The organism is Pseudomonas sp. RW10S2, from assembly GCF_014268985.1.
GTDB lineage: Bacteria > Pseudomonadota > Gammaproteobacteria > Pseudomonadales > Pseudomonadaceae > Aquipseudomonas > Aquipseudomonas wayambapalatensis.
Genome location: NZ_JABWRO010000039.1, coordinates 1 through 13,607 on the forward strand (window position 1 = coordinate 1; position 13,607 = coordinate 13,607).

Annotated in this window: 12 protein-coding genes; 2 read left to right on the forward strand and 10 right to left on the reverse strand. The window is 65.3% G+C overall.

The annotated features are described in order from the left end of the window. Nucleotides 1–58: 58 nt before the first annotated feature. Nucleotides 59–1,549, reverse strand: a complete 1,491-nt coding sequence (locus HU729_RS10950) for an aldehyde dehydrogenase family protein (RefSeq protein ID WP_186709946.1) — start codon at nt 1,547–1,549, stop codon at nt 59–61. A gap of 137 nt (nt 1,550–1,686) precedes the next feature. On the opposite strand from HU729_RS10950, the gene HU729_RS10955 reads away from it, so the two are divergent. Together HU729_RS10955 and HU729_RS10960 are read left to right on the forward strand one after the other, a co-directional pair. Next, nucleotides 1,687–2,577: a LysR substrate-binding domain-containing protein gene (locus HU729_RS10955; protein WP_186669864.1), complete on the forward strand. Its 891-nt coding sequence runs from the start codon at nt 1,687–1,689 to the stop codon at nt 2,575–2,577. A 121-nt stretch (nt 2,578–2,698) separates the two neighbouring features. Further along, nucleotides 2,699–4,084 carry a VOC family protein gene (locus HU729_RS10960; RefSeq protein ID WP_186669865.1) on the forward strand — a complete coding sequence of 462 codons (1,386 nt, stop codon included), beginning with the start codon at nt 2,699–2,701 and terminating at the stop codon, nt 4,082–4,084. A gap of 39 nt (nt 4,085–4,123) precedes the next feature. On the opposite strand, the gene gcvH is transcribed toward HU729_RS10960, so the two are convergent. The 9 genes from gcvH to HU729_RS11005 form a co-directional block, all read right to left on the reverse strand. Further along, nucleotides 4,124–4,507 (reverse strand): glycine cleavage system protein GcvH, encoded by a 384-nt coding sequence (gene gcvH, locus HU729_RS10965; RefSeq protein ID WP_186709948.1) that lies wholly within the window; start codon nt 4,505–4,507, stop codon nt 4,124–4,126. Nucleotides 4,508–4,557: 50 nt separating this feature from the next. Then, nucleotides 4,558–5,640, reverse strand: a complete 1,083-nt coding sequence (gene gcvT, locus HU729_RS10970; protein WP_186709950.1) for a glycine cleavage system aminomethyltransferase GcvT — start codon at nt 5,638–5,640, stop codon at nt 4,558–4,560. A gap of 124 nt (nt 5,641–5,764) precedes the next feature. Then, the gene (locus HU729_RS10975; RefSeq protein ID WP_186709952.1) at nt 5,765–7,387 is read right to left on the reverse strand and encodes an iron ABC transporter permease; all 1,623 of its coding nucleotides are present in this window, start codon (nt 7,385–7,387) and stop codon (nt 5,765–5,767) included. Nucleotides 7,388–7,515: 128 nt separating this feature from the next. Further along, nucleotides 7,516–8,520, reverse strand: a complete 1,005-nt coding sequence (locus tag HU729_RS10980) for an extracellular solute-binding protein (protein ID WP_186669871.1) — start codon at nt 8,518–8,520, stop codon at nt 7,516–7,518. Nucleotides 8,521–8,702: 182 nt separating this feature from the next. Then, on the reverse strand, nt 8,703–9,920 hold the full coding sequence (locus HU729_RS10985) for a 2-octaprenyl-3-methyl-6-methoxy-1,4-benzoquinol hydroxylase (protein ID WP_186709987.1): 1,218 nt from the start codon (nt 9,918–9,920) through the stop codon (nt 8,703–8,705). 9 nt (nt 9,921–9,929) lie between these two features. After that, nucleotides 9,930–10,412 carry a DUF4442 domain-containing protein gene (locus tag HU729_RS10990; protein ID WP_054894080.1) on the reverse strand — a complete coding sequence of 161 codons (483 nt, stop codon included), beginning with the start codon at nt 10,410–10,412 and terminating at the stop codon, nt 9,930–9,932. Continuing rightward, entirely contained in the window at nt 10,409–11,608 is a 1,200-nt protein-coding gene (gene ubiH, locus HU729_RS10995; protein WP_186709954.1) for a 2-octaprenyl-6-methoxyphenyl hydroxylase, read from the reverse strand. The genes HU729_RS10990 and ubiH overlap by 4 nt, the downstream gene beginning before the upstream one ends. Beyond that, entirely contained in the window at nt 11,605–12,939 is a 1,335-nt protein-coding gene (gene pepP, locus HU729_RS11000; RefSeq protein WP_186709956.1) for a Xaa-Pro aminopeptidase, read from the reverse strand. The genes ubiH and pepP overlap by 4 nt, the downstream gene beginning before the upstream one ends. 22 nt (nt 12,940–12,961) lie before the next feature. Beyond that, nucleotides 12,962–13,516 (reverse strand): YecA family protein, encoded by a 555-nt coding sequence (locus tag HU729_RS11005; RefSeq protein ID WP_186669875.1) that lies wholly within the window; start codon nt 13,514–13,516, stop codon nt 12,962–12,964. Between the last annotated feature and the right edge of the window lie 91 nt (nt 13,517–13,607).

A 13,607-nucleotide genomic window follows, 5' to 3' on the forward strand; every position in this document is an offset into this window, starting at 1 on the left:
CGGTTCGGCGCCCCGACTTGTCCCGCGAACCGGGGGCCAAGGCCCCCGGCCATTCACCTCAGTCGAACACGATGCCCTGCGCGAGCGGCAGCTCACGCGAGTAGTTCACGGTATTGGTCTGACGGCGCATGTAGCCCTTCCACGCATCCGAACCGGACTCACGGCCACCACCCGTCTCTTTCTCGCCACCGAACGCGCCGCCGATTTCCGCGCCGCTGGTGCCGATGTTCACGTTGGCGATACCGCAATCACTGCCCGAGGCGCTCTGGAAGCGCTCGGCCTCGCGGATGTCGGTGGTGAAGATGCACGACGACAGGCCCTGTGGCACTTCGTTGTTCAGGCGCAGGGCCTCTTCGAAGTCATCGTAGGCCAGCACGTAGAGGATCGGCGCGAAGGTTTCGTGGCGCACCACCTCGCTCTGCGCCGGCATCTCGGCGATGGCAGGCGATACGTAGTAGGCATTGGGGTACTGGTCGGCCAATTGGCGCTCGCCACCGAAGACCTGCCCACCCTCGTCGCGCGCCTTGGCCAGCGCGCCCTGCATGGCGTCGAACGACAGCTTGTCGATCAGCGGGCCGACCAGGTTGTCTTTGCGCGGGTCGCCGATGCGCACCTTGCCGTAGGCGGCTTTGACACGGGCGACCACTTCGTCCTTGATCGAGCGGTGGACGATCAGCCGGCGCAGCGTGGTGCAGCGTTGGCCAGCGGTGCCCACGGCCGAGAACAGGATGCCGCGCACGGCCAGGTCGAGGTCGGCGCTCGGGGCGAGGATCATGGCGTTGTTGCCGCCCAGTTCGAGGATGCTGCGACCGAAGCGCGCCGCAACCCGCGGGCCCACTTCACGACCCATGCGGGTGCTGCCGGTAGCGCTGACCAGCGGTACACGCGGGTCATCGACCAGGGCCTCACCGGCTTCACGCCCGCCGATCACCAGTTGGCTGAGGCCCTGCGGCGCCTCACCAAAGGCTTTCAGGGCCTTCTCGAACAGCGCCTGGCAGGCCAGTGCGGTCAGCGGGGTCTTTTCCGAAGGTTTCCACACCACCGAGTTGCCGGCTACCAGCGCCAGCGTGGTGTTCCATGCCCATACCGCAACCGGGAAGTTGAAGGCACTGATCACCCCGACCACGCCCAGCGGATGCCAGGATTCACGCATGTGGTGGCCCGGACGTTCGGAGGCGATGGTCAGGCCGTAGAGTTGACGCGACAGGCCGACGGCGAAGTCGCAGATGTCGATCATCTCCTGCACTTCGCCCAGGCCTTCCTGGGTGATCTTGCCGGCTTCGATGGACACCAGCTCGCCAAGGTCAGCCTTGTGCGCACGCAGCACTTCACCAAACAGACGCACCAGCTCGCCGCGACGCGGGGCCGGCACGTTGCGCCAGGCTTCGAAGGCTGCTTGCGCCTGGTCGATGCGCGCGATGGTCTCGGCCTTGCCGAGCAATTTCACCGAGGCGATCTGGCTGCCGTCGATCGGCGTGTGAACAGGGTAGTCGCCCTGGGTGTAATCCGCGGCGGCGACGCCGAGGCGCTCGAGCAATGCAGCAACCATTGTGCTTCTCCTACATCGGGTGAAGGGTTGAAAAGGTGATGGGGATCAGTATTAATCCGATTACATTGCTGCAACAAACGACCTTTATTCCTCTTATCATTCCCCTGCGGAATGGTATCGCAGCCCTAGAGAGTGCCATGTCCAAACGCCTGGTTCCGTCGATGACAGCCTTGCAGTGCTTCGAGGCCGCCGCCCGTCACCTGAACTTCACCCGCGCCGCCGAAGAGCTGCACCTGACCCAGAGCGCCGTCAGCAAGCAGGTGGCACAGCTCGAAGAGATGCTGCGTCACCACCTGTTCCTGCGCATCCGCCGGCGCCTGCAGCTCACGCCGGCGGGTGCGCTGTACCTGGCCGAGGTCAACAAGATCCTCACCCAGGTGGATATGTCCAGCCGCTATGTCCTCACCTATGGCGAACAGACCGAAGTATTGAAAGTAGCCACTCAACCGAGTTTTGGCGTGCGCTGGTTGATTCCTCGGCTCAAGGGCTTTGGCAAACGCCACCCCAACATCCACCTGGACATCCGCAACGAAATGGAGCCCTTCGCCCTGCTGCAGGGCTCGGCCGACGTGGTGTTCTTCTTCGGCCAGGGCACCTGGCCGGGTGCGACCTGCGTGGAACTGTTCGGCGAAGAGGTGGTGCCGGTGTGCGCCCCGGAGCTGCTGGGCGGACAAGAGCTGGACGGCCCCGGTGCGGTGGCCAGGCAGGTGCTGCTGCAAAGCACCTCGCGGCCGGAGGCCTGGCATGAATGGTTCCTGGAACAGGGGCTGCACACCGACAACAGCTACCATGGTCCGCGCTTCGATACCTTCTACATGGCGCTCAGCGCCGCACAGTCCGGCTGCGGCGTGGCCCTGGTGCCGCGCTATCTGGCGGCCAAGGAATTGGCCGAAGGCAGCCTGGTAGTGGCCTGGAACCATGCGATGCCGAGCAATGGCAAGCACTACCTGGCGTTCGCCGAACATGCGGCGGAGGTGCCGAAGGTGCGGGCGTTGGTGGAATGGATTCGCGCGCAGTTGCCGGGGTGATGCGATAGGGCCGGCAAATTCAATAGCAAAAGGAATGACCCTCACACTTTTTTTCGCTTGTGGACAAAGTCCATTCCCCGCTTTCATGTAAGGGTATCTACTGACCTTCAGGAAGCTAGTGATGCCCGCCCACGATTTCGTCAGCCCCGACAGCATCCGCGCGCAGTTCTCTGCCGCCATGTCGCTCATGTACAAACAGGAAGTGCCACTCTACGGCACGCTGCTGGAGCTGGTGAGCGAAATCAACCAGCAGGTCATGGCCCAGCAGCCTGAAGTGGCCCAGGCCCTGCGCTGGACCGGTGAAGTCGAACGCCTGGATCAGGAGCGCCATGGCGCGATCCGTGTCGGCACCGCCGAAGAGCTGGCGACCATCGCCCGCCTGTTCGCCGTCATGGGCATGGAGCCGGTTGGCTACTACGACCTGAGCTCGGCTGGGGTTCCGGTGCACTCCACCGCCTTTCGCGCGGTGCACGAACAGGCGCTGCACATCAGCCCGTTCCGCGTGTTCACCTCGCTGCTGCGCCTGGAGCTGATCGATAACCCGCCCCTGCGCGCATTGGCCCAGGACATCCTGGCCAAGCGCCAGATCTTCACCCCGCGCGTGCTGGAGCTGATCGCTCAGTGCGAACGCGACGGCGGCCTGAGCGCGGCCGATGCCGAAACCTTCGTACAGGAGGCGCTGCACACCTTCCGCTGGCACCAGCAGGCCACGGTCACCGCCGAACAGTACCAGCAACTGCACGACCAGCACCGCCTGATCGCCGATGTGGTGGCCTTCAAGGGCCCGCATATCAATCACCTGACCCCACGCACCCTGGACATCGATGCAATCCAGGTCGGCATGCCGGCCAAGGGCATTCCGCCCAAAGCCGTGGTCGAAGGCCCACCCACCCGGCGCCACCCGATACTGCTGCGTCAGACCAGCTTCAAGGCATTGCAGGAAAAGGTCGCGTTCAGCGATGCCCAGGGCAGCCACACCGCGCGCTTCGGCGAAATCGAGCAACGGGGTGCGGCGCTGACCCCCAAAGGCCGTGCGCTCTACGACCGCCTGCTCGACGCTACCCGGGCCGCCCTCAACGGGGTGCCGGCCGAAACCAATGCCGAGCACTACAAGACGCTGCTGGCGCAGCACTTTGCCGAATTCCCGGATGATCTGACGCAGATGCGCGAGCAGGGGCTGGCCTACTTCCGTTACTTCGCCACCGAAAAAGGCCTGGCCGAGCGAGATCGCCAGGATCGACCGTCCACGCTACAAGGCCTGATCGACGCTGGCCATGTGCATTTCGAGGCGCTGGTGTACGAGGACTTCCTGCCGGTCAGTGCCGCAGGGATCTTCCAGTCGAACCTTGGCGACGATGCCCAGGCTGACTATGGCAGCAATGCCAACCGCGATGCCTTCGAGGCAGCGCTGGGCCTCAAGGTGCAGGACGAACTGGCGCTGTACGCCCAGAGCGAACGACGTTCGCTGCAAGCCTGTGCACAGGCCTTGGGCGTTGCGTTGGACTAGGGTCATCGGGGCTGCCAGGCAGCCCCTTCCCGCACGCCATCACTCGCCGATGGCAGCCTTGTAGCCCGCCGCGTCCAGCAGTTTGTCCAGCTCGGCCTTGTCGCTTGGCTTGAGCTTGAAGATCCACGATTCGTAGGGCGCTTCATTGAGCAGCTCAGGGCTTTCGGCCAGCTCCTCGTTGACGGCGATGACTTCGCCGCCGACCGGGGCGTAGATGTCGGATGCGGCCTTGACCGACTCGACCACCCCCGCAGCGTCGCCCGCGGCGAACACCTTGCCGACTTCGGCCAGTTCGACGAACACCACATCACCCAGAGCTTCCTGGGCGTGATCGCTGATACCCACGGTCACGGTGCCGTCGGCTTCCAGGCGCGCCCATTCATGACTTTCAGCAAAACGCAGGTCGGCGGGGATATTGCTCATGTGTCGTATTCCTCGGTTGGCTCAGCGGTCTACCGCCGGTAATTGAGTGTTCAGATCAGGGTCTTGCCGTGGCGCACGAAGGTCGGTTTGACCACCCGCACCGGATACCACTTGCCGCGAATCTCTACTTCGGCGCGGTCGCCAGTGGCGATGGGCACGCGCGCCAAGGCAATGGACTTGCTTAGCGTAGGGGAGAAACTACCACTGGTGATCTCTCCTTCGCCAATACCGGCAACACGAACTATCTGGTGGGCACGCAGAACGCCGCGCTCCTCCAGTACCAGGCCGACCAGTTTGTCCTGCACACCACGCTCGATTTCCGCCAGCAGGCCGCTGCGGCCGATGAAATCGCGCTCGGCTGGCTCCCAGGCGATGCTCCAACCCAGGTTGGAGGTCAGCGGTGTGTGGGCTTCGTCGATATCCTGGCCGTACAGGTTCATGCCGGCTTCCAGGCGCAGCGTGTCACGAGCGCCAAGGCCGCTGGGGGCAATGCCGGCGCCGACCAGATCGTAGAAGAACGTTGCGGCCTGATCGCCTGGCAAGATGATTTCCAACCCGTCTTCGCCAGTGTAGCCGGTGCGGGCAATGAACCAGTCGCCTTCGCCGACGCCCTCGAACGGGCGCAGCTCGCGAATCAGCGCGGCACGCGCAGCACTGAGCAGTGCGGCGACCTTCTCGCGGGCCTGGGGCCCTTGGATGGCGAGGATCGCAAGATCGGGGCGTACCTCGATACCGACGGCAAAGCCTTCGCTCTGCACGTTCAACCAGGCCAGTACCTTGTCGCGGGTGGCAGCATTGGCCACCAGTCGATAACCGTCTTCGGTGCGGTAGGCGATCAGGTCGTCGATGACCTTGCCCTGCTCATTGAGCAACGGGCTGTAGAGGGCTTTTCCGGGGCTTTCGAGGCGGGCCACGTCGTTGGCCAGCAGGCGCCGTAGCCAGGGGGTGGCGTCGGCACCGTCGATGTCGATGACTGTCATGTGGGAAACGTCGAAGACGCCGCAATCACTGCGGACCTGATGATGTTCTTCGACCTGAGAGCCGTAATGCAGGGGCATGTCCCAACCGCCGAAATCGACCGTCTTGGCGCCAAGCGCCAGGTGCAGGTCGTACAGGGGCGTGCGCTGTCCCATGGGTTTCTCCTTCCGGGCGTGGCGAAGCAGAGGCGGTCGGCGCTGTTGAATCAGCACCTGATCTTGTAGGACCCACCTCTACGAATGCCGCGCATTGTAGCCGCAAGGGCGGGGGCTGGCACCCTCAGTGAGGATGCCCAGGGCGATAGGCGGAGCGACGGATCAGGCCGATGACCGGCAAAAGCCCTACCAGCACCAGGGTCAGGGCCGGCAGCGAGGCGCGCGCCCATTCGCCCTCGCTGGTCATCTCGAACACCCGCACGGCCAGGGTGTCCCAGCCGAACGGCCGCATCAAAAGGGTGGCCGGCATCTCTTTCAGCACATCGACAAACACCAGTAACGCGGCACTGAGCGCACCCGGGACCAGCAGCGGTAGATACACCTTGAAAAACAATCTCGGCCCGGCCACGCCGAGGCTGCGAGAAGCCTCCGGCAGCGACGGGCGGATCCGCTCCAGACTGCTTTCCAGCGGCCCGTAGGCCACCGCGATGAAGCGCACCAGATAAGCCAGTAACAGCGCAGCCACACTGCCCAGCAACAGGGGCTTGCCGGCCCCGCCCAGCCAGGTGGAAAGCGGGATCACCAGTTGATTGTCCAGATAGCTGAACGCCAGCATGATCGACACCGCGAGCACCGAACCAGGCAAGGCGTAGCCCAGGTTGGCCAAGCCAACGCCGGCACGAATCGATGGCGTGGGCGCCTGACGCCGGGCGAAGGCCAGCAACAGTGCCACGCTGACGGTGATCAACGCCGCCATCGCGCCCAGGTACAGGGTGTGCAGGATCAATGCGCCATAGCGTTCGTCCAGGTCATGTCGGCCACGCTGCCAGAACCACGCCAGCAACTGCAGCAGCGGGATGACGAAGGCGCAGGCGAACACCAGCAGGCACCAGCCACTGGCCGCCAGCGCCTTGAGCCCGCGCAGATGATAGAGCGCCTGCCCGCGCGGGCGCTCGTTGCCGCTGCGGCTGGCGCCACGGGCGCGGCGTTCGCCATAGAGCACCAGCATCACGACCAGCAACAACAGGCTGGCCAGTTGCGCCGCACCGGACAGGCTGAAGAATCCATACCAGGTCTTGTAGATGGCAGTGGTGAAGGTATCGAAGTTGAACACCGATACCGCACCAAAGTCCGCCAGCGTTTCCATCAACGCCAGGGCGATGCCCGCGCCGATGGCCGGCCGCGCCATCGGCAGCGCCACCCGCCAGAACGCCTGTAGCGGCGACAGCCCCAGCACCCTCGCGGCCTCCATCAAGCCCTTGCCCTGTGCCAGGAAGGCGGTGCGCGCCAGCAGGTAGACATAGGGATAGAACACCAGCACCAGCACGATGATGACCCCACCGGTCGAACGTACCCGGGGCAGGCGCATCGGCCCGAACACCTCGCGCAAGGCACTCTGCACCGGGCCTGAGAAGTCCAGCAGGCCGACGAAGACGAAGGCCAGTACATAGGCGGGAATGGCAAAGGGCAGCATCAGTGCCCAGTCGAGCCAGCGTCGGCCGGGAAACTCGCAGAGACTGGTGAGCCAGGCCAGGCTGACCCCCAGCACGGTGACGCCGACACCCACGCCCAGCACCAGGGTCAGGGTGTTGCCCAGCAGGCGGCTCATCTGGGTGTCGAGCAGGTGCGACCAGATCTGCGTGTCGATCGACTGCCACGACAGCACCAGTACGCTCAGGGGCAGGAGCACCAGGGCGGCGACAAGGCTGACCGGAAGGTACCAGCGGCGTTGGGGGGAGTGGGGCAAGACAGGTATCTCGGTTGCAGGTTGCGACCGCTGTGCGGTCGTTCGCGGCCAAAGCCACTCTCAATGTGTGGGAGTGGCTTCAACTGCGAAGGGGCCTTGAACGGCCCCGAAAGGATAAGCGCTGAAACTCAGTTCCAGCCAGCCCGATCCATCAGGCGAATGGCTTCGGCCTGGCGCTTGCCCGCCACTTCCACCGGCAGGCTGTCGGCCTTGAAGCTGCCCCAGGCCGCGACTTCATCCGACGGCTTGACCTTGGGGTTGGCCGGGAACTCCTGGTTGATGTCGGCGAACAGTTTCTGCGCTTCCTCGCCCGTCATCCACTCGACCAGTTTCTTCGCCGCTTCCGGGTGCGGGGCATGCTTGGTCAGGCCGATGCCCGAGAGGTTGACGTGCACGCCACGGTCGCCCTGGTTGGGCCAGAAGATCTTCACCGGCAGCTTCGGGTCGGCCTTGTGCAGGCGCCCGTAGTAGTAGGTGTTGACCACACCCACGTCGCATTGCCCTGCGGCAACGGCCTGAATCACGGCGTTGTCGTCGGAGAACACGTCGGTGGACAGGTTGCTGACCCAGCCCTTGACCAGCTTCTCGGTCTCGGCCTCGCCGTGGGTCTCGATCAGGGTGGCGGTCAGCGACTGGTTGTAGACCTTCTTCGCGGTGCGCAGGCACAGGCGGCCTTCCCACTGCTTGTCGGCCAGGGCTTCGTAGGTGCTCAGCTCCGAGGGCTTGACCCGCTCGGTGGAGTAGATGATGGTCCGCGCACGCAGGCTCAGGCCGGTCCAGTCGTGGGACGAAGCGCGGTACTGCGGCGGAATGTTCTTGTCGATAATGTCCGACTTGATCGGCTGCAGAATGCCCATCTGCTCGGCCTGCCAGAGGTTGCCGGCATCCACGGTGAGCAGCAGGTCGGCGACGCCGTTCTGGCCCTCGGCCTTGATGCGCTGCATCAGCGGCGCTTCCTTGTCGGTGATGAACTTGATCTTCACCCCGGTCTTGGCGGTGTAGGCATCGAATACCGGCTTGATCAGCTCGTCGATGCGCGAGGAGTACACCACCACTTCATCATCCGCCGCCTGGACGGAACCGGCAAACAAGGTCAGGGCCAGGGCGGCCAGTAGGGGCTTGCGGGGCGACATGGTGGATGCTCCTCGGGGTTAGAGAGGTGCAAATGGTAGTGAATCCCATTTTCCCACTCACCCTTGGAGCCGTTACCGGATGTTGCAAAGCAATCGCGGGGCAAGCCCGCCCCTCTAGGACCACCCCGCTCTTCAGGCAGGTGATGTACCTGCAGGAGCGGGCTTGCCCCGCGATAGGGCCCTCAAGCCTTGGCCAGGTCTGGCAGGTCGCCGCTCAACCCCAAGGCCTGGCGCACGAACACCGCCTTGGCCTCAGGCATCCCTTCCACCAGCTTCAACCCGGTATTGCGCAGCCAGCGCAGCGGCAGCGGGTTGGCCTGGAACAGGCGCTCGAAGCCCTCCATCGCCGCCATCAGGGCGAGGTTGTGCGGCATGCGTCGGCGCTCGTAGCGACTCAACACCCTCACATCGGCCAGACGCTCGCCACGCTCGCACGCGTGCACCAGTTCCTCGGCCAGCACTGCCGCATCGAGAAAGCCCAGGTTGACGCCCTGCCCCGCCAGGGGGTGGATGGTGTGGGCCGCATCGCCGATCAGCACCAGGCCTTCGTCCACATAGCGCTTGGCATGACGCTGGCGCAGCGGCACGCAGACGCGGCGGTCGGCATGCAGCACCTGGCCCAGGCGGCCTTCGAAGGCGCGCTCCAGTGCCTGGCAGAACGCCGCATCATCCAGCGCCATGGCCTGCTCGGCCTGCTCCGGCGTGGTGGACCAGACGATCGAACACCAGTGCTGGCCGTCATCGCGCGACAACGGCAGAAAGGCCAGCGGACCTTCGTCGGTGAAGCGCTGCCAGGCCGTGGCGCGGTGCGCCTCGCTGCAGCGCACGCTGGTGACGATGGCGTGGTGCAGGTAATCCCACTCGCGCGTCTCGCAGCCCGCCAGGCGCCGCACCGCCGAATTGGCGCCATCGGCAGCGACCACCAGCGGCGCACGCAGGCGACGGCCATCGGACAGGGTCACCAGCCACTCATCGCCAGAGCGGCGCAGCTGTTCCAGCCGCGCATTGGGCAGCAGCCCGACGTCACTGTCGTGCAGACGGTCCAGCAGGCCGTCCTGCACCACACGGTTCTCGACGATGTGGCCGAGCACCTGAGCATGCACACTGGCGGCTGAAAAATGAATCTGACCGGTGCCGCTACCGTCCCAGACCTGCATGTCCGAATAGGGCGTCACGCGGCGCCCGGCAATGCCCTCCCAGGCGCCAAGACGCTCGAGAATGCGCTGGCTGGCGGCCGACAGGGCACTGACCCGCGGCTCGAAGGGCGCGGCGTCATCGAAAGGCTTGACCGACAGCGGCCCGCCATCGAGCAGCAGCACCTCCAGGCCACTGTGGCGCAACGCCAGGGCCAGGGCGCTGCCGACCATACCGGCACCGACAATCAACAGATCCGCGCGCATGTCCATGCCTTACGCCTGCCTCGCTTGCGGCTTGAGCCGCACGTATAGGGTTTTGTCGACCCGCGCCACCAGCTCGCCGGCGCCGTCGCGGATATCGACCTGCAGACGCGGCAGGCACTTCTTGCCACCGGCCGTCTGCTGGCGGATGTCGTCCAGCAGTGCGTCGTCGATGTGGAATTCGGCGAACACCGGGCCCTTGCCCGGTGCGATGAAGTCGATGCTGGCGGCCTTGTCCCAGACGATGTACTCGCGGCCCAGCTGCTCGATCAGCAACAGCATGTAGAACGGATCGACCATCGAGTAGAGGCTGCCACCGAACTGGGTGCCGACGTAGTTGCGGTTCCAGCGGGTCAGGTTCATGCGCACCTTGACGCTGCGCATGTCGGGGCTGATGTGCTGCACGCGGATACCGGCCCCCAGGTAGGGCGGGTAGAAATTCAGCAACCAGCGCAGCATGCGGGCCCGGCGCGCGAGCTTGCGGGCGTCTTTCATGCGCGGCCTCGCGGGTCGGGGCGGGTTCCCAGGCCCATGGCCTGGCGGGCGAACCAGCTCTTGGCCGGCGGCAGCAGGTCCAGGCCCAGCAGGCCGAGGTTGCGCCCGGCGGCCAACAGCGGTTGGGCGCTGCCGAACAGGCGGGTGACCTGGTCGGAGAAGCCGATGGTCAGGCTCTGGTCCAGGCGCTGGCGCTGGCGATAACCCTGCAGCGTTGCCAGGTCGCCCGGCTGCTGCGGGCCTGCGAGCAGGGCCTCGGCCAGCGCCTGCACGTCACGCAGCGACAGGTTGAAGCCCTGGCCTGCGATCGGATGCAGGCTGTGCGCCGCGTTGCCTAGCACCACCAGGTGCGGGCGTACCTGCTCCTCGGCTTCGACCAGCGCCAACGGGTAGAGATGCCGTGCGCCGACCTGGCGCAGAGCGCCGAGGCGGTAGCCGAACGCGTCCTGCAGTTCGCGCAGGAAGGCGCGCTCGTCGATATCGGCCAGACGCCGCGCGTCCATGCCCTGGCGTGTCCAGACCAGCGCGCAGCGGTTTTCCGGCAGTGGCAGCAAGGCCATCGGGCCTTGTTCGGTGAATCGTTCGAAGGCCTGGCCACGGTGGGCCTCGCCTGGAGAGATGTTGGCGATCAGCGCGCTCTGGTCATAGGGCGTGCGGCGCACATGAATGCCCAACTGCTCGCGCAGGCCGGAGCGGCCGCCATCGGCGAGAATCGCCAGGTCGCACTCAAGGCTGGTGTCATCGTCGAGTTGCAGGCGATAACCGCCCTCGACGGGCTGCATGGCCCTGACTTCGGCCGGGCAGCGCCAGCTCACCACCTCGCTGTCCAGCCCCTGCCACAGGCACTGGCCGAGCCAGGCGTTCTCCACTACATAACCCAGCGCAGGCACACCTTCTTCCTGGGCATCCAGCCGGGTGGCGCCAAAGCGGCCGCGGTCGGACACCTGGATCTGCCGAATCGGCTCGGCGCGGCGCTCGATGCCCTGCCACAGGCCAAGCTGGTCGTAGATCTGCCGAGTGCCGAAGGACAGCGCCGAGGAACGTGCGTCGTAGCTGGGCTGGAAGCTGTCGCCGGGGGCGAACGGCTCGATCAGCAGGATCTTCCAGCCACGCACCTTGGCCCCGGCCTGCAGCGCCAGTGCAAGGCTGGCACCGACCAGGCCGCCGCCGATGATCGCCAGGTTGACCCGGCTCATGCCACGTCCTTGCGCGCGTCGAGCATCAGTGCCTCGATTTCGTCGACTGTCTTCGGCACACTCGAAGTGAGAATTTCACAGCCCTTTCTGGTGACCACCACGTCGTCCTCGATCCGCACCCCGATGCCGCGCCACTTCTTCGCCACGCTCTGGTTGTCGGCGGCGATGTAGATACCTGGCTCTACAGTCAGCGCCATGCCCGGTTCGAGCACCCGCCACTGACCGCCGACCTTGTATTCACCCACATCGTGCACATCCATGCCCAGCCAGTGTCCGGCGCGGTGCATGTAGAACGCGCGGTAGGCTTCGCTGTCGATCAGCGCCTGCACCTCACCCTTGAGCAGCCCCAGCTCGACCAGCCCTTGGGTGATCACGCGCACCGTCGCTTCATGGGCGTGATTCCAGTGTTTGCCCGGCGCGATCTCGGCAAAGGCGGCTTCCTGGGCCTTGAGCACCAGTTCGTAGATCGCCTTCTGCTCGGGCGAGAACCGCCCGCTGACCGGGAAGGTGCGGGTGATGTCGCTGGCGTAGCAGTCGATCTCGCAACCGGCGTCGATCAGCACCAGGTCACCATCCTTGAGCGGCGCATCGTTCTGCTGATAGTGCAGGATGCAGGCATTGCGCCCGGCGGCGACGATCGAGCCGTACGCTGGCATCTTCGCGCCACCCTTGCGGAACTCGTAGTCCAGTTCGGCCTCCAGGCTGTATTCGTGCAGACCGGCGCGGCAGGCCTGCATGGCCCGCACATGGGCGCGCGCGGAAATTGCCGCAGCCTCGCGCATTACCTTCACTTCCGCTGCCGACTTATACAGGCGCATGTCGTGCAGCAGATGATCCAGGGCAACGAACTCGTTCGGCGGTTGCGCACCCAGGCGCGCCTTGGAGCGGATCACATTGATCCAGTCCATCAGCCGGCGATCGAACTCGGGGTTGCTGCCCATGGCGCTGTAGACCCGCTCGCGACCTTCGATCAGGCCAGGGAGAATCTCGTCGATGTCGGTGATCGGGAAGGCATCGTCGGCGCCGAAGTCGCGTATCGCGCCCTCCTGGCCGGCACGCAGACCATCCCAGAGCTCACGCTCGGGGTTGCGCTCGCGGCAGAACAGCACGTATTCGCCGTGCTCGCGGCCGGGGATCAGGGCGATCACCGCCTCGGGTTCCGGGAAGCCGCTCAGGTACTGGAAGTCGCTGTCCTGGCGATAGACGTGCTCGACGTCGCGGTTACGGATCGCGACCGCCGCCGCCGGCAGGATGGCGATGCTGTCGGGGACCATCTGCGCCATCAGCGCCTTGCGCCGACGGGCGTACTCCGCCTTGGGTATGTGGCTCATGGGCAAACGACCCCCGGGTCGATCAATGCAGCGATGGTTTTGGCGCCGGCGCGACAGGCGCGGCCAGCTCCGTGTACAGCAGCAGCGGTGCGACGCGCAGGTACTCCATGACTTCCATGTAGTCGCTCTCGCCGTCCTCGGACTCTTCCAGCGCTTCTTGCACCTGGGAGATGGCGACCAGGTCCTGGAGCACTTCCTTGGCATCGGTGGACAGGTCCTTGCCACCGGCGTTCAAGCCAAAACCGGTAATGAAGCCCTGGCACCATTGGCCCAGCGCCGTGGCGCGATCGCTCAGGGCGGCATCGTCGGTCGGCAGCAGCAGCACGATGGCGACGTCTTCGCCGGTCAGCTCGGCCTTGACCATCTCCTGCAGGCCGATCAGGGCGTTGCGGACAGTGTCACCGGGCTCGGTTTCAAGCAGTTGGGCGGCGTCGGCCAGCCAGGCATCGGCATCGAAGCCGGCACCGGCGCAACTGCGACCGATCAGCAGGCCGTGCAGCTCGGCAGGAGTGGCGGGATGGCCATTGCTGGAGAGCAGCATGGCGAAGGCGATGTAAGGCGATTGGGTATTGGGCATGGGCGGCTAGGCGCCAGACGGCGCATATGACTAGAATGAAGACCTTGTATCCTAGCACCGGCAGGCGCGCCAAGACCATCTGCGCTGGCCG